The sequence below is a fragment of the Tardiphaga sp. genome (assembly GCF_025356345.1).
Taxonomy (GTDB): Bacteria; Pseudomonadota; Alphaproteobacteria; order Rhizobiales; family Xanthobacteraceae; genus Tardiphaga.
Window position 1 is genome coordinate 1 of sequence record NZ_JANXTC010000167.1, and the last position, 25,490, is coordinate 25,490.

Annotated in this window: 17 protein-coding genes; 16 read left to right on the forward strand and 1 reads right to left on the reverse strand. The window is 64.0% G+C overall.

Annotated features, from left to right (window positions below):
• Positions 1–321 precede the first annotated feature (321 nt).
• The 10 genes from Q0S16_RS09760 to Q0S16_RS09805 all read left to right on the forward strand — a co-directional run bounded on the left by Q0S16_RS09760 (position 322) and on the right by Q0S16_RS09805 (position 18,169).
• Positions 322–1,845 carry an altronate dehydratase family protein gene (locus Q0S16_RS09760; RefSeq protein ID WP_295847587.1) on the forward strand — a complete coding sequence of 508 codons (1,524 nt, stop codon included), beginning with the start codon at positions 322–324 and terminating at the stop codon, positions 1,843–1,845.
• 210 nt (positions 1,846–2,055) lie between these two features.
• Positions 2,056–5,340: a transglutaminase family protein gene (locus Q0S16_RS09765; protein ID WP_295847590.1), complete on the forward strand. Its 3,285-nt coding sequence runs from the start codon at positions 2,056–2,058 to the stop codon at positions 5,338–5,340.
• A gap of 32 nt (positions 5,341–5,372) precedes the next feature.
• The gene (locus tag Q0S16_RS09770; RefSeq protein WP_295847591.1) at positions 5,373–7,877 is read left to right on the forward strand and encodes a circularly permuted type 2 ATP-grasp protein; all 2,505 of its coding nucleotides are present in this window, start codon (positions 5,373–5,375) and stop codon (positions 7,875–7,877) included.
• Positions 7,874–8,752, forward strand: coding sequence for a transglutaminase family protein (locus Q0S16_RS09775; protein ID WP_295847593.1), 879 nt, complete (start codon positions 7,874–7,876; stop codon positions 8,750–8,752). The genes Q0S16_RS09770 and Q0S16_RS09775 overlap by 4 nt, the downstream gene beginning before the upstream one ends.
• Entirely contained in the window at positions 8,749–9,939 is a 1,191-nt protein-coding gene (locus tag Q0S16_RS09780) for an NAD(P)/FAD-dependent oxidoreductase (RefSeq protein WP_295847594.1), read from the forward strand. Before Q0S16_RS09775 ends, Q0S16_RS09780 begins: the two co-directional genes overlap by 4 nt.
• Positions 9,940–10,172: 233 nt before the next feature.
• Complete coding sequence (locus Q0S16_RS09785) at positions 10,173–11,522, forward strand: globin-coupled sensor protein (RefSeq protein ID WP_295847597.1); 1,350 nt, start codon at positions 10,173–10,175, stop codon at positions 11,520–11,522.
• Between the two features lie 75 nt (positions 11,523–11,597).
• Complete coding sequence (locus Q0S16_RS09790; RefSeq protein WP_295847598.1) at positions 11,598–12,980, forward strand: ethanolamine ammonia-lyase subunit EutB; 1,383 nt, start codon at positions 11,598–11,600, stop codon at positions 12,978–12,980.
• 243 nt (positions 12,981–13,223) lie between these two features.
• Positions 13,224–14,804: a B12-binding domain-containing radical SAM protein gene (locus tag Q0S16_RS09795; RefSeq protein ID WP_295847601.1), complete on the forward strand. Its 1,581-nt coding sequence runs from the start codon at positions 13,224–13,226 to the stop codon at positions 14,802–14,804.
• A gap of 15 nt (positions 14,805–14,819) precedes the next feature.
• The gene (gene eutC / locus Q0S16_RS09800) at positions 14,820–15,599 is read left to right on the forward strand and encodes an ethanolamine ammonia-lyase subunit EutC (protein ID WP_295847603.1); all 780 of its coding nucleotides are present in this window, start codon (positions 14,820–14,822) and stop codon (positions 15,597–15,599) included.
• A 203-nt stretch (positions 15,600–15,802) separates the two neighbouring features.
• Entirely contained in the window at positions 15,803–18,169 is a 2,367-nt protein-coding gene (locus tag Q0S16_RS09805; RefSeq protein WP_295847606.1) for an MMPL family transporter, read from the forward strand.
• Positions 18,170–18,314: 145 nt separating this feature from the next.
• On the opposite strand, the gene Q0S16_RS09810 is transcribed toward Q0S16_RS09805, so the two are convergent.
• Positions 18,315–18,812, reverse strand: coding sequence for a hypothetical protein (locus tag Q0S16_RS09810; RefSeq protein ID WP_295847608.1), 498 nt, complete (start codon positions 18,810–18,812; stop codon positions 18,315–18,317).
• A 411-nt stretch (positions 18,813–19,223) separates the two neighbouring features.
• Between Q0S16_RS09810 and Q0S16_RS09815 the strand changes: the two genes are divergently transcribed.
• The 6 genes from Q0S16_RS09815 to Q0S16_RS09840 all read left to right on the forward strand — a co-directional run bounded on the left by Q0S16_RS09815 (position 19,224) and on the right by Q0S16_RS09840 (position 25,396).
• Positions 19,224–19,457: a hypothetical protein gene (locus Q0S16_RS09815; RefSeq protein ID WP_295847609.1), complete on the forward strand. Its 234-nt coding sequence runs from the start codon at positions 19,224–19,226 to the stop codon at positions 19,455–19,457.
• A 205-nt stretch (positions 19,458–19,662) separates the two neighbouring features.
• Positions 19,663–20,541, forward strand: coding sequence for a squalene synthase HpnC (gene hpnC, locus Q0S16_RS09820; RefSeq protein ID WP_295847611.1), 879 nt, complete (start codon positions 19,663–19,665; stop codon positions 20,539–20,541).
• Positions 20,542–20,549: 8 nt separating this feature from the next.
• Complete coding sequence (gene hpnD / locus Q0S16_RS09825) at positions 20,550–21,395, forward strand: presqualene diphosphate synthase HpnD (protein ID WP_295847613.1); 846 nt, start codon at positions 20,550–20,552, stop codon at positions 21,393–21,395.
• Complete coding sequence (gene hpnE, locus Q0S16_RS09830; protein WP_295847617.1) at positions 21,395–22,651, forward strand: hydroxysqualene dehydroxylase HpnE; 1,257 nt, start codon at positions 21,395–21,397, stop codon at positions 22,649–22,651. Before hpnD ends, hpnE begins: the two co-directional genes overlap by 1 nt.
• Positions 22,652–22,691: 40 nt before the next feature.
• Positions 22,692–24,665, forward strand: coding sequence for a squalene--hopene cyclase (gene shc, locus Q0S16_RS09835; RefSeq protein ID WP_295847618.1), 1,974 nt, complete (start codon positions 22,692–22,694; stop codon positions 24,663–24,665).
• A 38-nt stretch (positions 24,666–24,703) separates the two neighbouring features.
• Positions 24,704–25,396: a phosphorylase gene (locus Q0S16_RS09840; protein ID WP_295847639.1), complete on the forward strand. Its 693-nt coding sequence runs from the start codon at positions 24,704–24,706 to the stop codon at positions 25,394–25,396.
• Positions 25,397–25,490: the final 94 nt, after the last annotated feature.

The window sequence follows — 25,490 nt, forward strand, 5'->3', positions numbered from 1 at the left end:
GGTGAATCCGGAAGTTGCTGTGCGCATCACTACTTGCCGACTACGGCATTCGCGCACAGGCCATGGGTGCATCGGGCACCCGGCGTTCCGCGCGCCCTCTCAGGGGGCAGGGAATGCAGCAAGCGACGGCGTCCCCGCGCCGCTAACAACAGGGGCGATGTCGCATGCCCGCGGTATGGACCAGCTTGGTTGCCCGCATGAGCGCGGCGATATGCCGGACGTTGCCTCGGGATTCCCGCATGTCGCCGCGCTCATGCGGGCTACCGCTTGATGCGAGTTGAGGCTAGACTCGTTCCAAATAAAATCTTGTGAGGAAATGCAATGTCCCCATCCCCCGTCATCCGCCTGCACGCCGACGATGCCGTGCTGATCGCGCGCACCAGCCTGATGCCGGGCGTCGAGGTCTCACCGGGCGTGGTGACGTCGGAGCGGATTCCGGCCGGCCACAAGGTGGCGATCCGGCCGATCGAAATCGGCGAGGAAGTCCGCCGCTACGGCCAGATCATTGGCTTTGCCACGCAGCCGATCGCACCCGGCCAGCATGTGCATACGCAAAATCTCGGCATGGGCGATTTCGCGAGGGATTACGCCTATGGCGTCGACGTCCGGCCGACGCCGAATTTCGACCTGCCGGCGTCGTTCATGGGGATCCGCCGCGACGATGGCCGCATCGCCACGCGCAATTATATCGGCATCCTCACCTCGGTGAATTGTTCGGCGCATGTCGCCTCGATGGTCGCCGACGTGTTCAAGAAGAATCCGTTCACCGGCCACAACCCGCTCGCCGATTATCCCAATGTCGACGGCGTGGTCGCGCTGACCCACAAGACCGGCTGCGGCATGACCCAGGACGAGCCGCTGACCCTGCTGCGGCGTACGCTCGGCGGCTACGCGCGGCACGTCAATTTTTCCCACGTCGTGGTGCTGGGGCTGGGCTGCGAGATCAACCAGATCGGCGGGCTGATGCAGGAGCAGAAACTCGCCGGGCGGCTGCGCGAAATGCAGATCCAGGAGATCGGCGGCACCCGCAAGACGACGGAGGCCGGCGTCGCCTTCGTGCGCGAAGTGCTGGAGGATTCCAACAAGGCCACGCGCGAAGAAGTCTCCGCCAGCGAGTTGATCGTGGCGCTGCAATGCGGCGGCTCGGATGGCTATTCGGGCATCTCCGCCAATCCGGCGCTGGGCGCGGCCAGCGATCTGCTGGTGCGCCATGGCGGCACCGTGATCCTGTCGGAAACACCCGAGACCTATGGCGCCGAGCATCTGCTGACGCGTCGCGCGGTCAGCCGCGAGGTCGGCGAAAAGCTGGTCGGTCTGATGCGCTGGTGGGACGCCTATTGCGAACGCGAGGGCGCCGAGATGAACGCCAATCCCTCGCCGGGCAACAAGGCCGGCGGCCTCACCACCATTCTGGAAAAATCATTGGGCGCGATGGCCAAGGCCGGCTCGACCAATCTGGTCGACGTGCTGAACTATGCCGAACCCGTCACCAAGAAGGGTTTTGTCTTCATGGACACGCCTGGCTACGATCCCGTCGCGGCGACCGGGCAGGTCGCCGGCGGCGCCAATCTGGTGTGCTTCACCACCGGCCGCGGCTCGGTGTTCGGCTGCAAGCCCTCGCCGTCGATCAAGCTCGCCACCAACACGCCGATGTTCAGGCGCATGGAAGAGGACATGGACATCAATTGCGGTACCATCCTCGATGGCGATGAGAGCGTGCAGGATTGCGGCCAGCGCATTTTCGCGCAGATGCTGAAGACGGCGTCGGGAGAGCCGACCAAGAGCGAGAGTTTTGATTTCGGCGGCGCGGAGTTTGCGCCCTGGGTGCTGGGCGCGACGATGTAGGACCTCTCGACGTCATTGCGGGGAGCGAAGCGACGCGGCAATCCAGAAAGCGGCAACCGAAAAAAGAACTGGATTGCTTTGTCGCAACGGCTCCTCGCACTGACGGGGAGAGGTCAGAGCGCCCCCACAACAGGCACATTGTGCCCGTTGTTAGGCCTTGATCCTCACCGCCGGCAGTGTTCTGCTTAAAAAAGCTGCTGGAGTTGCCCATTGTCGATCTTCGTCGCCCTGCACCACGTCACGCATTATAAATATGATCGGCCGATCGATCTCGGCCCGCAGACCATCCGGCTGCGTCCGGCGCCGCATACGCGCACGCCGATTCCGGCCTATTCGCTGAAGGTGACGCCGGCCAATCATTTCGTGAACTGGCAGCAGGATCCGCAGGGCAACTGGCTGGCGCGCTTCGTGTTTCCGGAGAAGGCCAGCGAGCTCAAGATCGAAGTCGATTTCACCGCCGAAATGACGGTGATCAACCCCTTCGACTTCTTCGTCGAGCCCTATGCCGAGACGTTTCCGTTCGTCTATCCCGATGATCTCAAGACCGAACTGGCGCCCTATCTGGCGACGGAAGAAGCCGGTCCGCTGTTCCAGGCTTACGTGGCCGAGATCGCCAAGCAGGCGCCCAGCACCGTCAACTTCCTGGTCGATCTCAATGCGCGGCTGCGCACCCAGGTCAACTACATCATCCGCCTGGAGCCCGGCATCCAGACCCCGGAGCAGACGCTGGCCAACAAGTCCGGCTCGTGCCGCGATTCGGCGTGGCTGCTGATCCAGACTTTGCGCCATCTTGGCCTCGCCGCGCGTTTCGTGTCCGGCTACCTGATTCAGTTGCGCCCCGACATCGATCCGCTGGAAGGTCCGCGCGAGGTCGAGAACGACTTCACCGATCTGCACGCCTGGGCCGAGGTCTATCTTCCCGGCGCCGGCTGGGTCGGCTTCGACGCGACCTCGGGCATGCTGACCGGCGAGGGCCATATCCCGGTCGCCGCTACGCCGCATTTCCGTTCGGCGGCGCCGATCTCCGGCATGGCCGGCTTCGCCGAGGTCGAGTTCGGCTTCGAGATGGAAGTGAAGCGCGTCCGCGAGGCGCCGCGCATCACCAAGCCGTTTTCCGAAGAAGCGTGGCAGCGGCTCGACGCGCTCGGCGAGAAGGTCGATGCCGACCTCAAGGCCGATGATGTCCGCCTCACCATGGGGGGCGAGCCGACCTTCGTGTCGATGGACGATCTGGAATCGGCGGAGTGGAATATCGCCGCCGTGGGTCCGACCAAGCGCGGCCTCGGCGACGACCTGATCCGCCGGCTGCGCACGCGCTTTGCGCCGGGCGGGCTGCTGCATTACGGCCAGGGCAAATGGTACCCCGGCGAAAGCCTGCCGCGCTGGGCCTTTGGCCTGTACTGGCGCCGCGACGGCGTGCCGATCTGGAAGAACGATGCGCTGATCGCCCGCGTCGAAGGTCCGCGCACCGCCGACGTCAACCAGGCCGAGAAATTTGCCGAAGGCGCCGCGCACCGGCTTGGCGTGCCCCGTGAATATATCATGCCGGCGTTCGAAGACCCCGGTCACTGGCTGCGGAAGGAAGCCGGGCTGCCGGATAATGTCGACCCCAGCGATTCAAAACTCGCCGACCCCGAAGAGCGGTCGCGGATGGCGCGGGTATTCGACCAGGGATTACACACGCCAAAGGGTTTCGTGCTGCCGATCCAGCGCTGGAATGCGGAAGCGGAGCCGGACATTCGCTGGCGCTCCGAACACTGGAAGCTGCGTCGCGGCAATCTGTTCCTGACGCCCGGCGATTCGCCGCTCGGACTGCGGCTGCCGATCGCGTCGTTGCCGCATGTGCCGGAGGATGACTTCCCCTTCATCGTCGAGCAGGACCCGATGGAGCCGCGCGGCGAACTCTCGGCGGATGACGCCGAGGCCACCGCGCGAGCGCGGGCCGCGGCCGAGAAGATTCAGGAACGCCGCGATCACGGTCCGGTGCGCACCGCGCTGTCGATCGAAGTGCGCGACGGAATCCTCTGTGCATTCATGCCGCCGGTGGAAAAGCTCGAGGATTATCTCGAACTGATCACCGCGCTGGAGGCGACCGCCGAAGAGATGCAGCTGCGGGTCCATGTCGAGGGCTATCCGCCGCCATTCGACCCGCGCCTCGAAGTGATCAAGGTAACGCCCGATCCTGGCGTGCTGGAAATCAACATCCATCCCGCCGCGACCTGGCGCGAGGCGGTCAATACCACGACCTTCCTGTATGAGGACGCCGCACGGACGCGGCTCGGCGCCAACCGCTTTTTGGTCGATGGTCGTCATACCGGCACCGGTGGCGGTAACCACGTCGTGGTCGGCGGCAGCAAGCCGGAGGACTCGCCCTTTCTGCGGCGGCCGGATCTGCTGAAAAGCCTGGTGCTGTACTGGCAGCGCCATCCCTCGCTGTCCTATCTGTTCTCCGGCATGTTCATCGGCCCGACCAGCCAGGCGCCGCGCATCGACGAAGCGCGCCATGATGCGTTGTACGAGCTGGAGATCGCGCTGGCGCAGGTGCCGCCGCCGGGCGTCAAGGCGCCGCTGTGGTTGGTCGACCGGCTATTCCGGCACATCCTCGTCGATATCACCGGCAACACCCACCGCGCCGAGATCTGCATCGACAAGCTGTATTCGCCGGATGGCACCACGGGCCGGCTCGGCCTGGTCGAATTCCGTGCGCTGGAGATGCCGCCCGATCCGCGGATGTCGCTGGCACAACAGCTGCTTATCCGCGCGCTGATCGCGAAAATGTGGCGCGAGCCGCAGCAGGGCGGCTTCGTGCGCTGGGGGACCACGCTGCATGACCGCTTCATGCTGCCGCATTATCTCTGGGAGGATTTTCAGGGCGTGCTCGCCGAGCTCGGCCACTCCGGCTATGAATTCTCCAAGGAATGGTTCGAGGCGCAGCTCGAATTCCGCTTCCCGGTGTTCGGCCACGTCACCTATGGTGGCGTCACGCTGGAAGTGCGCCAGGCGCTGGAGCCGTGGCACGTGCTCGGCGAGGAGGGCACGGCGGGCGGCACGGTGCGCTACGTCGATTCCTCGGTGGAGCGGTTGCAGCTCAAGGCCAACGGCTTTGTCGTCGGCCGGCACATGATTACCTGCAACGGCCGCGCGCTGCCGATGACCGACACCGGACGCTCCGGCGAGGTCGTCGGCGCGGTGCGCTTCAAGGCCTGGCAGCCGGCCTCCGGCCTGCATCCGACGATTCCGGTCCATGCGCCGCTGGTGTTCGACATCGTCGATACCTGGAACCGGCGGTCGCTCGGCGGTTGCGTCTATCATGTCGCCCATCCTGGCGGGCGCAGCTACGAGACCAAGCCGGTCAACTCCTATGAAGCGGAAGCGCGCCGTCTGGCGCGGTTCGAGGAGATTGGCCACACCCCCGGCGAAATGGACCCGCCGAGGGAAGAACGCACACTTGAATTCCCGTTGACGCTCGACTTGAGGACGCCGCTCCTGCATTGAGTAGGCCAATCGTGTTGGCAGGAGAGTCGGTAATGACGGGTCAGGCCGGCCAGGGGAAGAAGCCCCGTCCGGGAGGTCGCAAGGTCGCCCAGTGGACCCGCGATTACGAACGGCTGCCTGGAATTCCCGACGAATTCATTGCGCAAGACGGCACGCCGCGCCCGGTCTGGGAGCGGTTCTTCGAGGCGTTTGGCGGGCTGGCCTCGACCGACGTCGAGCGCCGCTTCAGCTCGGCCGATCGCCATCTGCGCGAGGCCGGCGTGACCTATCGTGCCCCTGGCGAGATCGCCGACCGGATCTGGCCGCTCAGCCATGTGCCGCTGCTGATCGATGCGTCGGAATGGCAGCAGATTTCCGCCGCCATCACCCAGCGCGCCGAACTGATCGAAAAGGTGCTGGCTGATCTTTATGGCGGCGGCAGTCTGGTCGCGTCGGGCGCCGTGCCGGCCGCGGCGATTGCCGGCAGCCCTGAATACCTGCGCTCGATCTGCGGGGTCACGCCGCCCGGCGGCAAATATCTCAACGTCTACGCCGCTGATCTTGGCCGTGGTCCCGATGGCCGCTGGTGGGTGCTTGGCGATCGCACCCAGGCGCCGTCGGGCATGGGCTACGCGCTGGAAAACCGGCTGGTGCTGTCGCGCGCCTTCACCGACCTCTACAAGTCGATGAATGTCGAACGCGTCGCCCCGTTCTTCGAGGCGTTCCGCGATTCACTGCGCGCTTCCGCCGACCGCGACGAGCCACGCATCGGCCTGCTGACGCCGGGGCCGTTCAGCGAAACCTATTTCGAGCACGCCACGCTGGCGCGCTATCTCGGCTTCCTGCTGGTCGAGGGCGATGATCTCGCCGTCTCCGGCGACCGTATCCATATCCGCACCGTCGCCGGCCTGAAGCGGCTCGACGTCTTGCTGCGCCGCGTCGATTCCAATTCGCTCGATCCGCTTGAACTCGATGCCTCGTCGCAGCTCGGCGTGTCCGGACTGATCGACGTCATCCGCAAGAACGGCGTGGTGGTCGCCAACATGCCAGGCTCCGGGGTGATGGAAGCGCGCGCGCTGCTCGGCTTCCTGCCCAGCCTGAGCGAGAGGCTGCTCGGCGAAAAGCTGATGATGCCGCATCTCGCCACCTGGTGGTGCGGCCAGAAAAAAGCCCGCGAGGAAGTGCTGGACCGCCTCGATGATTTCGTGATCGAAAGTGCCTATGGCCAGACCGTGCCTGGTTTTCCGGGCGGCCCGTTACTGGCCTCGCAATTGTCGCCGGCCGATCGCGAACGGCTCAAGGCTGCGATCAGCAACCGCGGCATCGATTATGTCGGCCAGGAGCAGGTCAAGCTGTCGACCACGCCGGTATGGGACAATGGTCGCCTCGCACCGCGGCCCTTTGTGCTGCGCGTGTTCGCCGCGCAAACGCCCAATGGCTGGACCATCATGCCCGGTGGCTTTTGCCGGATCGCCGATAAGCCCGATGCCCGCGCGGTGTCGATGGGCGCCGGCGCGCGCGCGGCCGATGTCTGGGTTGTCGCCGACAAAGCGGTGGTGGCGTCGACGCTGCTGCCGGCGGTCGAAACCGTCCGTATTCGCCGCATTGCCGGCTGGGTGCCCAGCCGCGCCGCCGACAATCTGTTCTGGCTCGGGCGCTACCTTGAGCGCGCGGAGTCGACGTTGCGCCTCGTGCGCGCCCTGAGCGTGCCACAGCGCGATCCGGCCAAGGCCGGCACTACCGCGCAGCAATCTGTCGAGCGCATCCAGCGCCTGCTGATCACCTGGGGCGCGACCTCGCTGACCGCGCGTGCGCAGCCGGCCAGGATCGCCGCGCAAGCGCTGCAAGGCGAGGACCGGTTTGGTTCGGCGCTGTCACTGGTGCGCGCCGCGCAGCGCACGGCGACGTCGCTGCGCGAAAGGCTGTCGCCGGATGCCTGGCAGGTGATCGTCGAAATGACCGAGCGGCTAAGCCACGAAGTCGAGGATGATGATGATGTGGTCAGCGCCGCCGAACTGACGCTGCGGGAACTGGCGAGTTTCGCCGGGCTGGCGCAGGAAAACATGAATCGCGCCGCCGGCTGGCGCTTCCTCGAAATGGGCCGCCGCGCCGAGCGTGCCATCAACATCACGCGCTTCGCCCGGCAGTTCGCCTATGACGAGGCCAGCAGTGACGATCTCGACATCCTGTTGACGCTGGTGGATTGCCAGATCACCTATCGCTCGCGTTATCTGGTCGGCCCGTTGCTGGCGCCGGTGCGCGATCTGGTGGTGCTCGACCCCTATAATCCGCGCTCGGTGGCATTCCAGGTGTCGGCCCTCAACGACCATATTGCCAACCTGCCGGCGCTGAAGGAGAACGGCTTGATGGAGCAGCCGCAGCGTCTCGCGGTCGCGCTGCAGTCGCAGCTTATCACCGGCGAGGCCTCCGGATTGCATACCAAGTCGCTATTCGCGCTGGAACAGGATCTGCTCGGGCTGTCGAGCGCGATCGGCTCGCATTATTTTCCGCATGGCAGCAGCGCGACGCGACCGGAAAAACTGACGGGGCTAGCGTGATCTACGATATCCGCCATGTCACGACGTATAATTATGAAAGCCAGGTCAGCTTCGCGCGCTGCTCGCTGCGGCTGGAGCCAATCAACAGCGCCGGTCAGCAACTGGTCTCGCACAGCGTGGACATCAAGCCGGCGCCGGCATCGCGGACCATGCGAACCGACTTCTTCGGCACGCGCACCGAAACCGTGCTGATCGAAAATCCACACCGCGTGCTGCGCATCGACAGTCGTTCGCGCGTCTATGTCGAGCGCTCGACGCCGGGGCGCGGCGACGACAGTCCGCCCTGGCAAACCCTGCGCGACGCGTCGTTTGACTCCAGCGACCTCAGCGCGGCTTCGCCGATCGGCTATGTGTTCGCCAGCCCGCTGGTGCCGATCCTCGACGATGTCACGGCCTATGCCGCGATCAGTTTTCCAGATGGACGCGGCATCCTTGCCGGCGCCGTCGATCTGATGCATCGCATTCGCACCGAGTTCAAATATGACCCGAAAGCGACGGTGATCTCGACGCCGCTGCAGGAGGTGCTGGAAAAGCGCCATGGCGTCTGTCAGGATTTTGCCCATATCATGATCGCCGGGATGCGCGGACTGGGCTTGCCGGCGGCCTATGTAAGTGGCTATCTGCGCACCATCCCGCCGCCCGGCAAGGTCCGGCTGCAGGGCGCCGATGCCACCCATGCCTGGGCTTCCGTCTGGTGCGGCAAGCGACTGGGCTGGATCGGCTTTGATCCCACCAACGACATTCTCGTGGAGAACGACCATATCATCCTCGCCGTCGGCCGTGATTTTTCCGATGTCTCGCCGGTGGACGGCGTGATCGTCGGTTCCCGCAAGCAGAAGCTGGCTGTCGCCGTTGACGTATTGCTGGTCGAATGAGCCGTCCTCACAACAATTACGACGTCATCATCCTGGGGGCCGGCGCCGCCGGGCGGATGTGCGCCGGCGTCGCCGGGCAGCGCGGTCGCTCGGTCCTGCTCCTCGAGCAGGCGCGGGCGCCCGGCGAAAAGATCCGCATTTCTGGCGGCGGGCGCTGTAATTTTACCAATTTGCACACCACGCCGGCCAATTTCCTGTCGGAAAATCCGCAATTCTGCAAATCGGCGCTGAAGAGTTTTACGCAGCAGGATTTCATCGCGCTGGTCGATAGATATCGCATCGACTGGCACGAGAAGAGCCGTGGACAATTGTTCTGCGATGGTTCGGCGCAGCAGATCATCGACATGTTGCTGGCGGAGACCCGCAAGGGCGACGCGCAGATGCGGCTTGGCGTGACCATCCTGAACGTGTCCAGGAACGAGTCCGGCTTTATCATCGCCACCGATCAGGGCGAATATCGCAGCCAGTCGCTGGTGGTCGCCACCGGTGGTCCGTCGATTCCGAAAATGGGCGCCAGCGCCTTTGGCTACAAGACCGCGCAGCAGTTCGGTCTGAAGATGGTACCGCCGCGCGCGGGGCTGGTGCCGCTGACTTTCGACGTCGGCATGCTGGCCCAGTTCAAGGATCTCGCCGGCCTCGCCGTCGATGTCGCGGTCAGTGTTGGCAAGACCCGGTTTGAGGAAGCGCTGCTGTTCACCCATCGCGGCCTGAGCGGGCCCGCGGTGCTGCAGATCTCGTCCTATTGGCGCGACGGCCAGGATGTCGTTATCGACATGGCCCCGGAGGTCGATGTGCTGGCCGGGCTGAAGCAGGCGCGCCGCGAGCGGCCGCGCCAGGAACTGGCGACCGTGCTGACCGAATTACTGCCGAAGCGACTTGCCCACATGGCCGCCGACCGCGTCGCTGGTCCGCAGCGGCTGGCGGATTTTTCCGACAAGGTGCTCGCGACCGCGGTGGCCGCCGTGAAGGAATGGCGGGTGCGGCCGAATGGCACCGAAGGCTATCGCACGGCGGAAGTAACACTGGGCGGTGTTGATACCACTGAACTGTCGTCGAAGACGTTCGAATCGATATCGGTGCCGGGGCTTTATTTCATCGGCGAAGTCGTCGACGTCACCGGCCATCTCGGCGGCTTCAATTTCCAGTGGGCGTGGTCGTCGGGTTTCGCCGCCGGTAACCGGGTCTAAAACTACGCATCGCGTGGTACCCAGATGCGTGGTTTCCGTAAATTTGCGGGACAAATATACAACTACAAATTAACCACGTCAGGCTATGTTCGGTTACTAACATTTGTCTCGGGCGGTTTGGTTTCGCCTTGGTCGATGTGCGTTTGGCAGCCCGCGCAAAAGGGGGCTGTTCCGGACAGAGCGGCCTCCGTCGCTGTGTATCTCCAGCCAACAGATTGCAGCGGAGCCTTGCGATGAGCGGCGATAACATAATTTCCGAGCGCCTGAAATTCAATCTGATCGACGATGAAACCGTCGCGAGCTTGCGTGCCGGAAAAGCCTTTGTGCTGGGCGAACTGCCGCTTGTCATGGATCGGTTCTACGATCACATCTCCCGATTTTCGGAAACCAACGCGTTTTTCAAGAGTCGCGACCAGATGACGCACGCCAAGAAGATGCAGATCCAGCATTGGACGGTGATCCTCGACGGACGTTTCGACCAGACCTATCAGGCCTCGGTCAACAAGATCGGGCAGGTTCATAACAAGCTCGGACTTGAGCCACGCTGGTACATCGGCGGCTACAACGCGCTGGTCACTGGAGTGGTGGACGCGATCGCGCAGTGCATGCCGTTTGGCCGGTTCGACTTCAGCGCCAAGACCAAGCGCGCCGCGTTGCAGACCGCCATTATCAAGGCGGCGATGCTCGACATGGATCTGGCAATCTCGGTCTATATCGAGGAAGGTCGTCGTGACCGCCGCGTCATGCTGGACCGGCTGGCGGCGGATTTCGAAAAGACGGTCGGCGGCGTGGTCAGCATTGTCGCCACCGCGTCCAGCGAACTCCAGATCGCGGCGCAGCGCATGACATCATCCGCGTCAACCGCTTCCTCGCAGTCGAGGATCGTCGATTCGGCTTCGCAAAGCGCGACCTCCGGCGTGCAGGCGGTGGCTGTAGCCACCGAACAACTCACCAGTTCGATCAGCGAGATTTCCCGCCAGGTCAATGAATCGGCGCGGATTGCCGGCACCGCCGTGCGCGACGCCGACGAGACCGCGGTCAAGATGAATCGTCTGGCCGAAGGCGCGCAGAAGATCGGCATGGTGGTTGAACTGATCAATAACATCGCCGCGCAGACCAATCTGCTGGCGCTCAATGCGACCATCGAGGCGGCACGTGCCGGCGAGGCCGGCTGCGGCTTCGCGGTGGTGGCGCAGGAGGTCAAATCGCTGGCCGAGCAGACCGCCAAGGCGACCGCTGAGATCGCCGAGCAGATCGGCGACATCCAGAGTTCGACCGCCGAATCGGTGGCGGCGATCGGCACCATTACCAAGGTCATCAACTCGCTCAACGAAATTTCGACGGCGATTTCCGCCGCGGTCGAGGAGCAGGGGGCGGCGACCAACGAGATTTCCCGCAGCGTCCAGGAAGCCGCGCGGGGAACCGGCGAGGTCTCGGCCAATATCTCCGGCATTACATCTGCCGCCAACGAAACCGGCGCCGCGGCGGCCCAGGTGCTGGCGTCGGCTTCGGAACTGTCGCGGCAGTCGGTGCAATTGCGCGGTGAGGTCGATAAATTCCTCGCCACCGTCAAGGCTGCGTAATCTCTGTTTCGATGGTAGCCTGTCACGCGGCCGCCGCGCTTGAATTTCCTCAGGTCCGGCGGCCGAGGGGCTGCCATGATCTATCGCCACGTCGTCGGCGCGCATTCATTCATGTTCGAGGGTCTGCGTGACCTGATGGCCAAGGCGACGCCGCCGCGGTCGGGTGACCGGCTGGCCGGCATTGCCGCCGACACAGCCGAGCAGATGATCGCGGCACGGATGGCGCTGGCCAACGTGCCGCTGCGACAGTTCCTGATCGAGACCGTGGTGCCCTACGAGGATGACGAGGTCACCCGCCTGATCATCGACAGCCACGATATGCGCGCTTTCGCCGCGGTGTCGTCGCTCACCGTCGGTGACTTTCGCGACTGGCTGTTGTCGGACGCGGCCACGCCGGAGAGCCTCACCAGACTGGCCCCGGGCGTTACCCCTGAAATGGCCGCGGCGGTCAGCAAGCTGATGCGTAACCAGGACCTGATCCTGGTGGCGAAGAAGTGCGAAATCATCACCCGCTTCCGCAACACCATCGGCCAGCGCGGCCGCATGAGTACGCGGCTGCAGCCCAATCATCCGTTCGACGATATCAGAGGCATCACCGCCTCGGTCCTCGACGGCCTGATCCTTGGCTCCGGTGACGCCTGCATCGGCATCAATCCGGCCAGCGACGATCCCGCGGTGCTGGGCGATCTGGTCCGGATGCTCGACGACGTCATCGCCCGGCTGCGGATTCCGACCCAGAGCTGCGTGCTGACCCATGTCACCACGACGCTCGATTTGATGAACCAGGGCGTTCCGGTCGATCTGGTGTTCCAGTCGATCGCCGGCACCGAAGCCGCCAACCGTAGCTTTGGCATCGACCTGGTGATTCTGGAGGAAGCCTATGAGGCCGGGCAGTCGCTCAAGCGCGGCACGGTCGGCAATAATGTGATGTATTTCGAGACCGGGCAGGGCTCGGCACTGTCGGCCAATGCCCATCACGGCGTCGATCAGCAGACGCTGGAGGCCCGGGCCTATGGCGTGGCGCGGGCGTTTTCGCCGCTGCTGGTCAACAGCGTGGTCGGATTCATCGGTCCGGAATATCTATATGATGGCAAGGAGATCATTCGTGCCGGGCTGGAGGATCATTTCTGCGGCAAGCTGCTCGGCCTGCCGCTTGGCGTTGATGTCTGTTACACCAATCATGCCGAGGCTGATCAGGACGACATGGACAATCTGCTGACGCTGCTGGCGGCGGCGGGCGTCACCTTCATCATGGGCGTGCCCGGCGCCGATGATGTGATGCTTAATTATCAGTCGACCTCGTTCCACGATGCGCTCTATGTCCGCGACCTGTTCGGGTTGCGGCGGGCGCCGGAATTCGACGACTGGCTGGCAGGCTCGGGTCTCGCGGACGCCGATTTCCGGCTCAAGGGCCCTGATGGCCTGCTGCCCGAGATGGCGGCGCGGTTGATTGCCTGATGTCATGCGGTCGTCACCTGCCGTGACGCTTCCTGTCATGACGTTCGACATGCCATTCGCGCATCGCTCACGTGATCGTCAACCCGTGCCACATTGTTGAAGAAATTGTAGCCCAGCATTGGCCGGCATGGTTAGATCGTGGCATCATGTAACGGCGTGGAACCGTTTTATCACTAAGACGTTAGGCCGTGCGCCAGACTTCATCCATGCAGGGTTTGCTGGTGACTCCACAGAGGACAATTGATGAGAGCTGACGTCAGGCCAACGGCACGGCGCATCCTGTGCGTGTTTCCGCGATACACGTCGTCATTCGGCACGTTCGAATACTCTTATCCTCTCACCGACGGCGTCCAGGCCTTCATGCCGCCGCAGGGACTGCTGCTGATCGCGGCCTACATGCCCGAGAACTGGGAGGTTCGCTTCATCGACGAGAACATCCGCCCGGCCACCGCGGTCGATTTCCTGTGGGCCGAAGCGGTGTTTGTCAGCGGCATGCATATCCAGCGTTCGCAGATGAACGAGATCTGCCACCGTGCCCATGGTTATGATCTGGCGGTGGCGATCGGCGGACCGTCGGTCAGCTCCTGTCCGGAATATTATCCGGCGTTCGATTATCTGCATTGTGGCGAGCTCGGCGATGCCACCGATCAGTTGATCGATATTCTCGCCGCGGATACCAGGCGTCCGGACCGACAGGTGGTGCTGAAGACCACTGACCGTCTCGACATGACCAAGTTCCCGATTCCTGCCTATGAGCTGGCTGATATCCCGCGCTATTTTCTCGGCAGCATCCAGTATTCCTCGGGTTGCCCGTATCAATGCGAATTCTGCGACATTCCCGGCCTGTATGGCCGCAATCCGCGGCTGAAATCGCCGGAACAGATCACCGCGGAGCTCGACAAGCTGCTGGAATGCGGCATCATGGGGTCGGTCTATTTCGTCGATGACAATTTCATCGGCAACCGCAAGGCGGCGCTCGATCTGCTGCCGCATCTGGTGGAATGGCAGAAGAAGACTGGCTATGTGCTGCGGCTGTCCTGCGAGGCCACGCTGAACATCGCCAAGCGTCCGGAAATCCTGGGTCTGATGCGCGATGCGCTGTTCGGCACCATCTTCTGCGGCATCGAGACGCCCGATCCGGTAGCGCTGAAGGCGATGAAGAAGGACCACAACATGGTCCTGCCGATCATGGAATCCATCGAGGTACTGAACAGCTTCGGCATGGAAGTGGTGTCCGGCATCATTCTCGGCCTTGACACCGACCGGCCGGAGACCGGGCAGGCGCTGCTCGACTTCGTCGATGCGTCGAAGATCCCGCTTTTGACCATCAACCTGCTGCAGGCGCTGCCGCAAACGCCGCTGTGGGACCGGCTCAAGAAGGCTGACCGTCTGAACGAGGACGAAGGCCGCGATTCCAACGTCGACTTCCTGTTGCCGTACGAAGATGTTGTCAGCTCCTGGCGGGCCTGTATGGGCGCGGCCTATCAGCCGCAGAAGCTTTTCGACCGCTATGAATACCAGATCACCAAGACCTATCCCAACCGCATCCATCCGCGCACCAGGCAGCAGACCTCCTGGCATAATATCCGGCTCGGCCTGATCATGCTGCGCAACATCTTCTGGCAGATCGGCGTGCTCGGCGACTACAAGGCGGTGTTCTGGAAATTCGCGCTGAAGCGGCTGATGCGCGGCGAGATCGAATATCTGATCTCGTCGACCATGGTCGCCCAGCATCTGATCATGTTTTCGCGCGACGCCTCGCAGGGCACCACCAGCGCATCCTACTACTCGATGAAGTTGCCGGACGCGGTCCCGGCGGAATAATGGGCAAGCGCCGTCATGACTGATCAGGCCAACATGACGGCGCCGCGACGATCGATCGGCGAGTTACGCGCGCTGACACCCGCGCGCGTCGGCCTGGGCCGGTCCGGCGCCAGCCTGCCGACGCGGGTGCTGCTCGATTTCACGCTCGACCACGCCCGGGCGCGGGACGCCGTGCATGCGCCGTTCGAGGTCGAATCGATCGCAGGCGGACTTGCAGCTCTCGGGCTCGAAACCGTGACCGTTTCGAGCCAGGCGCCGGCCCGCGCGGACTATCTGAAGCGCCCTGATCTCGGCCGCAAACTTGACCCCGAATCGCGGGCAAGGCTGATGGCGCGTGCCGCTATGGCCTGCGACGTCATCATCATCATCGGGGACGGCCTGTCGCCCGCCGCCGTCGACGCCCATGCCGTGAGCCTGGTGGAGGTACTGCTGCCGAAGCTGCCAGGCCTTGTCGTCGGTCCCGCGGTGATTGCCACGGGCGCGCGGGTGGCGCTGGGCGACGAGATCGGTGCGCTGCTGAAGGCCCGCATCGGGATAATGTTGATCGGCGAGCGGCCCGGGCTGTCGGCACCGCACAGCCTGGGCGCCTATCTCACCTTTGCGCCAAAACCCGGCCTGACCGACGCCGAACGGAACTGTGTCTCCAATATCCAGACCGCTGGCCTCAGCTATGATGAGGCGGCGGTGAAGATCGCCTGGCTGGCGCGACAGGGATTGGCGCGCGGGGTCAGCGGCGTGGCGCTGAAGGACGAGAGCACGATGCTGCCCGCGAAAGAAGTGACGCGCCGGCAATGAACGCCGCATTTTTTGCCGCATTTGTGGCATGAAACGTCCGGCGTCGCGGACCATCGCCTTGCGAGGTGTCATACAGACCTGCTAGATCTGCGCGGCAAATTTACTGCGTGTTTTCAAGGGCTAGTGCTGTTCGGTCCGGCCGATTCCAGCCGTGCGATGCCCCCGCAGCTCGCAGCGACGCCTTCGACAGGACTGGACAGTTGATGCACGACAAGAACGCCCCTGCCGACCTCAGCAAATTGGGGAAGCGGCCTGTCAGCATCGCGTTTGGTCTGGAGCGGCTCGGCCTGATCGCGGTGAAGGCTCCCGTACTGTCCTGCCTGATCCTGCTGGCGCTGGTGGTCGGCGCCATCTTCGGTATCCAGCGCATCAAGATCGACGATTCGCTGAGCCAGCTGTTCCGCTCCAATTCCAAGGAATATCGCCAGTACGAGGAAGTGACGAAGCGCTTCCCCTCGAGCGAGTTCGACGTATTGGTCGTGGTCGAAGGCAAGACGCTGCTGGCGCGGGAGAATCTGGAAAAGGTTCGCGACCTCGTCACCGACCTGCAACTGGTCGACGGCGTCCGCGGGCTGATCTCGCTGTTCTCGGCGCGCCAGGCACCGGCCCCCGGCAAGTTGCCGGCGGCCTTGTTTCCGTCCGAGCTTCCCGAGGGCGCGGCCTATGACAGCTTCATCCAGACCGTGAAGGCCAATGAGATCATCCGCGGCAAGCTGTTGTCCGACGACGGCACGCTGGCGCTGGTGGTTCTGTCGCTGGATCCCGCCGTGGTCAGCAACGACAAGCTGAGCAAGGCCGTGGCCGACATCCGCAAGATCATGAGCGACGATCTCGCCGATTCCAATTTGACGAAACAGCTCTCCGGCGTGCCGGTGATGCAGCTCGAGATCCGCAACGCGGTCGAGCGCGACGGGCTGATCTACAACGTCGCCGGCATTCTCGCCGGCTGCCTGATCGCCATCATCTTCTTCCGAAAGATATCCTTCATGATCGTGGCGGCGTTTCCGCCGCTGCTGGCGATCCTGCTGGCCTTGGGCGCGCTCGGCTGGGCCGGCTTCAGCCTCAACATGTTCCTTAACGTGATGACACCGCTGATCATGGTGATCAGCTTCTCGGATTCGATGCAGCTGACCTTCGCGGCGCGCGACCGGCTGATCGCCGGCGAGGACAAGTATTCGGCGTTCAAGAACGCCGTGCTGGTGGTCGGCCCGGCCTGCGTGCTGACCCACGCCACCGCCGGCATCTCGTTCCTGGCGCTGCAGTTCTCCGACTCCGACCTGATCCGCGCCTTCGGCGAGGCGGGCCTCGCGGCCACCGTGATCGCGCTGGTCGCGGTGCTCTCCTTGGTGCCGGTGTTCGGCGTGCTGCTGGTGCGCAACGAAAAGCAGTTCGCGGCCAAATTCCAGAAGGCCGATTCCGGCGTCACCGCGTTGCGCAATTTCTGCTACTGGATAGCGGTCCGCATGGTCGGCCGCCCCGGCCTGTTCAGCCTGATTTCACTGGTGGTCGTCGGCGGCCTGGCTGTCGTCTATGCCAATCTGGAGCCGCGCTACCGGCTCGCCGACCAGGTGCCGGACAAGGAGCAGGCGGTGGCTGCCTCCGGCCGGCTCGACGCCAAGCTGACCGGCGCCAATCCGATCGATGTGCTGATCGAATTCCCCAAGGGCCAGGATCTGTATTCGCCGGAAACGCTGGCGACCATCGCCGACGTGCATTCGCTGGTCGAGAAGTCGGCCGGTGTCGGCAATGTGTGGTCGATCGAGACGCTGCGGCGCTGGCTGGCCGAGAAGGCCGGCAGCAATGATGTCTCGACGCTGAAGGAATATGTCAGCGTCATTCCCGAGCATCTGGTGCGCCGCTTCATCTCCGCCGACCAGATGGCGGTGGTGGTGTCGGGCCGCGTGCCGGATCTGGATTCCAGCGCCATCCTGCCGGTGGTCGACAAGCTCGACGGCCTGCTCAATGAAATCCGCACCAAGCACCCCGGCTACGAGATCGCGGTGACTGGTCTTTCCGCCATCGCCGCGCGAAATTCGGCCGGCATGATCGAGAAGCTCAACCATGGCCTGACCATCGAGTTCGGGCTGGTGGCGATCTTCATCGGCCTGGCATTTCGCTCCTGGGTGGTGATGCTCGCCTGCATCCTGCCGGGCATCTTTCCGGTGGTGCTGTCCGGCACCGTGCTGTGGCTGCTGGGCGAGGGGCTGCAATTCGCCAGCGTGGTCGCGCTGACGGTGTCGTTCGGCCTCGGCCTTTCCGCCACCATCCACTTCCTCAATCGCCTGCGGCTGGAAGACACGCCGGGCACCGATCCCGCGGTGGCGGTGGAGCGTGCCACGGTGCTGGTCGGCCCGGCACTGATCCTGACCACGGTGGTGCTGGCCTGCGGACTGGTCGTGACGGTGTTTTCGGACCTGCCGTCGCTGCGGCTGTTCGGCTGGCTCAGCGCCTTTGCGATGGTGGCGGCGCTGGTCGCCGACCTGTTCATCCTGCGCCCGACCGCGATGTGGCTGATCAATCTGCAGCAGAAGATCTCCGGGACTTCGGTGCTGGTCAAGCCCGCGGAGTAGGGCGGGTCACATCGCCATTCCAGGGCGTGAGGGCGGCGCCTGAGCGAATCCGGAATCCCGAAGTGTTCATCGTCCCATCTCGGGATTCCGGGTTCGCTCGCAGCAAGCTGCTCGCACCCCGGAATGACAGCGGTGTTGCTCAGCCTCAGCCCTTGACCATGCTGATCTGTACGCCGCGGATTTCGCCCTTGGAATTGATCGACACTGACTGCTTGTTGCCGCGGGTAGTCAAAGTGATGTTGGCGGCAAAGCCGGCAGCCTCGACGAAGACGTCGATCTGGCCGCCGCCAGCGCGGCCGTTGAGGTTGCCGTAAATGCCGCGGCTGGCTTCGCTCCAGCTGCCGGAGACGTTGTTGCCCTGGCTGGTGACGTTGCTCGACAGGTCGAATTTGTAGCTGTCGCTGGCACAGCGCAGCGTCTGGGCCAGGGCGTTGCCGCTGTCGACCTTGTAGGTAGCGCGGCAGCGAATCCGCTCCGAGGAGCCGTCCGACAGGGTGACCGTCCCCGCGCCATTCCAGGAGCCGTCGAATCCCGCGAATGGGCCGGACTGGGCATAACCGGCTGATCCCGACAACAGCAGCGCGGCAATCACGCCGGCTGCCCTCAGCGTTCCGAAAGTGATGCTGCGATTAAAGCGTTTCATCTTCGCGTTCCCATCCAAATGCGCCCATCTCGGTACGCCGCGGCAATTCGCAGTTAAGTGTGATCACGATGTTTTAGGTTCAACCGGAATTTGGAATGGGACAATCACAAAGTATTTAAATACCGAATCAAAAGATAAAGTTCCTTGATGGGGGGGGCGGATTTCGGGCTATCGCGGTCTGAACACCGCTCCGCCTCAATGATGTCAGGTTAATGCCGGATTTCCGGCGCGGCGCCATTTTGGCCGTATTTCTCAGTGCTTCTGCTCCGGACTTACCCTGTGTCTTCGCTGCATCCATCGATGTGAATCGGTGTAAGTGCCTGAAGATAAGGTCCGACCGGCGATGCGAACGTTTCCGTTTATGTTATCCCTGATGCGGGCTGAACTCCGCCACACCACCGAAGGAAGACAATGCGTAAAATTTTCTTGGTACTGTCCGTGCTCTCTGTTTCTGCCTCGACCGGCGCCCTGGCTCAGCAGCGCGGTGGCACCGATGCGGAGCAGAAGGCCTGCACCCGCGACGTTCAGAAGTTCTGCCGGACCCTGATGGACCAGGGCGATCTGGTGATCCTGTCCTGCCTGCAGCAGAATCGCCCCCAATTGTCGAAGCCCTGCAATGCTGTGCTGGTCAGCCACGGTCAGTAAGGCCCGCCCGCGGCATTGCCGACGGGCCGCCCGAGGCCTGACGGCTCCGGACAGGCGCCGGGCTGGTTTTTAAAAGCGGCATATTGGCATTGGTTTAGCGGACCATTTTGCCCTATATGGGGGCTCGCGACCGACCCCGCCTGCCGGTATCCTGGCAGCGCGGAATGCGGGCAATCCAGTTTTCCTGTAACGTAGCCAGTTGTTGATGATCCCTGCGAGCGACCTTCGATCGGGTAAAACCCACAAGGACGAGAACTTTCCCGTGGCGTCGTGGGTGATTCATCCACGGCACCGGGCGTTGATCCTGGCCTTCTACAATTTCGTCCGCACCGCCGACGACATTGCCGATCACGCGCTGCTGGAAGATTCCGCCAAGCTGGCGTTGCTTGACGAACTCGAGGCTGACCTGGTGGGGCAGGGCGACAGCCAGCCCGAAGCCGTAGCGCTGCGCCTGGCGCTGGCCGAGCGAGCCATGCCGCCGCGTCACGCCCAGGACGTGCTCACCGCCTTCCGGATGGACGTCAATCACCGCCGCTATGCCAATTGGGATGAGCTGATCCATTATTGTTCCTATTCGGCGATGCCGGTCGGCCGCTTCATGCTCGACGTCCATGGCGAGAGCAAAGATACCTGGCCGGCTTCCGATGCGCTGTGCGCGGCGTTGCAGATCAACAACCACCTGCAGGATTGCGGTGACGATTTTCGCGATCTCGATCGCGTCTATATTCCCGACGATACGTTGGCGCGCCATGGCGCGACCCAGGCCGATCTCAAGGCCGCGAAGGCCTCACCGGCGCTGCTGTCCTGCATTCACGATCTTGCCGCCAGGACCGAGACATTGCTGAATCAGAGCGACCTGCTCGCTGTTCATGTCGCCGACGCCCGGCTGGGTTGCGAAATTTCCGTGATCCACACTTTTGCGCGGCGGATATTGGCGTTGCTCAAGGTTCGCGATCCACTTGGTCAGCGCGTCCATTTGTCGAAGCTCGAACTGGTCGGCTACAGCCTGACCGGCCTGGCCGGCGGCCTGTGGCGCCGCGCCACCGGCGGTGCGCCTTTGTCCCGCTCGACTCCCGGCGCATGAACCAGCCCATGAATATACAACCGCACGACAGCGCGTCCCGCGACGAGGCCCAGGGCATCGCGGTGGGGAGCTCGTTCTACACGGCGATGCGGATTCTGCCGCGCGCGCAGCGCGATGCCATGTTCCAGATCTACAGCTTCTGCCGCCAGGTCGATGACATCGCCGATTCCGACGGCCCGCGCGACGTCAGGCTGGAGGCTCTGCAGCGGTGGCGCGAGGATATCGACGCGCTCTATGCCGGCCATCCGCCCGCGCGGGTGCGCGACTATGCGGGACCGATCGCGCAATTCGGCATGCGCCGCGAGGACTTTCTGGCCGTGATCGACGGCATGGAAATGGATGTGCCGGCCGATATCCGCGCGCCCGACGCCGCGACGCTGGATCTGTACTGCGACCGGGTCGCCAGCGCCGTCGGCCGGCTGTCGGTCAAGGTGTTCGGCCTGCCGGATGACGACGGCATCCTGCTGGCGCATCATCTCGGCCGCGCGTTGCAATTGACCAACATCCTGCGCGACATCGACGAGGACGCCGGTATCGGTCGTCTGTACCTGCCGCGCGAGGGCCTGTTTCACGCCGGCATCACCTCAAGCGATCCGAATGTCGTGATCGAGGAGCCCGCGCTGCCAAAGGTCTGCGCGCCGCTGGTGGCCCAGGCGCGGATGCACTTCCAGAAGTCCGACGAGATCATGGCACGCAACAAGCGTCGCAATGTGCGTGCGCCGCGCATCATGTCGAAATATTATCGCGCCATTCTGGAATTGCTGGTGGCGCGGGGCTTCGCGCTGCCGCGCGATCCGGTTCGCCTCGGCAAGGTGTCGAAGATGGCGATCCTGCTGCAATACGCGATTATCTGATGGTGAAGACAGCTCACATTATCGGGGCCGGAATTTCCGGGCTGGCCGCCGCGGTACGGCTCGCCAATGCCGGTTTCCAGATCCAACTCCACGAAGCCACGCAGCAGGCCGGCGGCCGGTGCCGGTCCTATTTCGACGCGCAGACCCAGCTTGTCATCGACAATGGCAACCATCTGCTGCTGTCGGGCAATCGCCACGCCATTGCCTATGCGAAGTCGATCGGCACGGAGGCGGGCTTGGTGGGGCCCGCGCGTGCGCAGTTTCCGTTCGTCGATATCAAGACCGGCAAGCGCTGGCAGCTCGATCTCGGCAATGGCCGGATCCCGACCTGGCTGTTCGACAAGACGCGCCGCGTGCCGGACACCCGGATCCGCGACTATCTTGCGCTCGCGCCCTTGATCTGGTCGTCGACCAGCCGCCTGATCGGAGACGCCATTCCCTGCAAGGGCGTGCTGTATGACCGGCTGGTGCAGCCGCTGCTACTCGCCGCGCTGAATGTTGATCCGCCGGAAGGCTCCGCCGGTCTGGCCGGCGCCATCGTGCGCGAAACGCTGCTCGCCGGCGGCCAAGCCTGCCGGCCTCTGATCGCCCGCGACGGCCTCAGCGCCGTGTTGGTCGAACCCGCGATCGAACTCTTGCGCGGCAAGGGCGCCGGTATTCATTTCGGTCATGAATTGCGCAGCTACACTATGACTGGCGATCGCGTCGGTACCCTGCATTTCGGTGCCGAGGATGCGATCGCGCTCGGCGCGGACGACGTCGTGGTGATGGCGGTGCCGCCGCGGGCGGCGGCGGCGATGCTGCCCGGCCTGAAAGTGCCGACCAAATTCCGCGCCATCGTCAATGCGCATTTCCGTTTCGACCCGCCGGCCGGTCTGCCGGACCTCACCGGCGTGGTCGGCGGCCTGATCGAATGGCTGTTCGCGTTTCCGCAGCGGCTGTCGATCACCATATCAGGCGCCGACCGCCTGATCGATGTGCCGCGCGAACAACTGGCGCGGCAGATCTGGGACGATATCTGCAAGACCGCCGGCATCACCGCCGAGCTGCCGCCGTGGCAGATCGTGCGTGAGCGCCGCGCCACCTTCGAGGCGACACCGGAGCAGAACGCGCAGCGTCCGGGCCCGGTGACGAAGTTCAAGAACCTGTTCCTGGCCGGCGACTGGACCGATACCGGTCTGCCCGCCACCATCGAGGGTTCGGTACGCTCCGGCGACCGCGCCGCGGATCTCGTGCTGGCGATGCGGGCGGCGTGAGCGCCCGACGCTAGCCGACCTAGACGACGAGTAGATCAACATGTCGAATGTAATGCCACTGGCCCATCCCGAGCCCGCCATCGAACAGGCGGCGCTGGACAACAGCATCGACCACGCCAAGCAGGGCCTGCTTGGATTCCGCCAGCCGGACGGGCACTGGGTGTTCGAGCTGGAGGCCGATGCCACGATTCCGTCGGAATATCTGTTGTTGCGGCACTATCTCGGCGAGCCCGTCGACAGCGTGCTCGAAAGCAAGATCACCGCCTATCTGATGCGAACCCAGGGGACGCATGGCGGCTGGGCGCTGGTGCAGGACGGCCCGTTTGAAATGAGTGCCAGCATCAAGGCGTATTTCGCGCTGAAGATGATGGGCGCTTCGATCGACGCGCCGCACATGGTGCGCGCCCGCGAGGCTATCCGCTCGCGCGGCGGCGCCATCCACGCCAACGTCTTTACCCGCTTCATGCTGTCGCTGTTCGGCGTGCTGACCTGGAACAGCGTGCCGGTGCTGCCGGTCGAGATCATGTTGCTGCCGCTCTGGTTTCCGTTCCATCTCAACAAGATGTCGTACTGGGCGCGCACCACCATCGTGCCGCTGATGGTGCTGACGGCGTTGAAGCCGCGCGCGCAGAACAAGAGCGGCATCGGGATTGACGAACTGTTCTTGCAGGATCCGCGCACGATCGGTCGTACCGCGCGCGCACCGCATCAAGGCAGGGCGCTGTTCGCCTTCTTCACCGGCATCGACATTCTGCTGCGCGCCACCGAGCCCTATTTTCCGAAGCGGCTGCGCGCGCACTCCATCGCCAAGGCGGTGGCCTTCGTCGAGGAGCGGCTGAACGGCGAGGACGGGCTCGGTGCGATCTACCCGCCGATGGCCAATACCGTGATGATGTACGAGGTGCTCGGCTTTCCCGCCGATTATCCGCCGCGTGCCATCACCCGCCGCGGCATCGAAAGACTGCTGGTGATCGGCGAGGTCGAGGCCTACTGCCAGCCTTGCGTCTCGCCGGTATGGGACACCGCGCTGACCGCGCATGCGATGATCGAGGCTGGCGGCGAGGAAGCCTTCGCTCCCGCCAAACAGGGGCTGGACTGGCTACTCGGCCGGCAGGTGCTCGACGTCAAGGGCGATTGGGCCGTGAAGCGGCCGGACCTGCGGCCGGGCGGCTGGGCGTTCCAGTACAATAACGCGCATTATCCCGATCTCGACGATACCGCGGTGGTGGTGATGGCGATGGACCGCGCCCGCCGCCACACCGGCGGCAAGGAATATGACGTCGCCATCGAGCGGGCCCGCGAATGGATCGAGGGCATGCAGAGCCGCGACGGAGGCTTCGCCGCGTTCGACGTCGACAACCTCGAATACTATCTCAACAATATTCCGTTCTCGGATCACGGTGCGTTGCTTGACCCGCCGACCGAGGACGTCACGGCGCGCTGTGTCTCGATGCTGGCGCAGCTTGGCGAGACCATCCACACCAGCAAACCGATGGCCGACGGCGTCGACTACCTGCGCCGTACCCAGTTGGCCGACGGCTCGTGGTACGGTCGCTGGGGCCTCAATTATATCTATGGCACCTGGTCGGTGCTGTGCGGGCTCAACGCCGCCAGCGTCGATCATCAGGAGCCAATGATGCGCAAGGCGGTGGCCTGGCTCGAATCGGTGCAGAATACCGACGGCGGCTGGGGCGAGGATGCGGTCAGCTACCGACTCGATTACAAGGGGTTCGAGCCGGCGCCGAGCACCTCGTCGCAGACGGCATGGGCCTTGCTGGCGTTAATGGCCGCCGGCGAGGTCGACAATCCGGCCGTATCCCGCGGAATGCGGTACCTGATGGACACACAAGGCGAAAAAGGGTTCTGGGATGAGGCCCGATACACTGCCACCGGCTTCCCCCGGGTATTTTATTTGCGTTACCATGGCTACGCGAAGTTTTTTCCGCTTTGGGCGCTGGCCCGGTTCCGCAATCTGAAGAGCACGAACAGCAAGACGGTAGGGGTCGGAATGTGATTTTGGGGGCTGTTGGGATTGCGACCGTGGGCGCTTCGATGGACCCGCGGCCGGTGTTGATTGTGACCGGACTCGTTCAGGAAGCACGAATCGCCACTGGACCGGGAATGACCGTCATCTGCAGCTCCAGCGATCCCGCGCAGCTGCGGGCGCTGCTGTCCACCTTCGATCCCCTGAGCATCCGCGGCGTCGTTAGCTTTGGCGTCGCCGGCGGCCTCGATCCCCAGCTAAAATCCGGTGCTGTCGTAGTGGCCACCGAAGTCATGGCCGGCGAATGCCGCTGGCTGGCGGCGGACGCGCTCAGCGACGAATTGATCGCCGGTGCCGGTATCGGTCGCCAGACGGTGTTTCGCGGCGGTCTGGTCGGCGTCGAGAAAGTCGTGACCGGTCAGGCCGGCAAGGCCGCCTTGCGTTCCGCGACCGGGGCCGCCGCCGTCGACATGGAAAGCCACATCGCCGCCGATTATGCCGCCCGGGCCGGGCTGCCCTTTGCCGCGCTGCGTGTGGTCTCCGACCCCGCCAGCCGGGCGCTGCCGGAACTGGCGACCAGCGCCATCAAGCCCAATGGCGATATCGACCTGCGCAAGGTGCTGCGCGGCATTGCCCGCAATCCCTCGACGATCCGCGCGCTGGTTTCCACTGGCCGCGACTTCAACCGCGCTTTGCGCAGCCTGCGCGACTGCCGCGGCTTTTTCCTCGGCCAGACAAGCCTGGTGTCCGCGGACGCGTGACATCGGTCACTCCAGGATGCCCGACAGGCGGCGAATGCCGGTTGGCGGGCAGACCCGGAATTCCGGAATGTTCAGCGGGGCACCACCTCGGGAT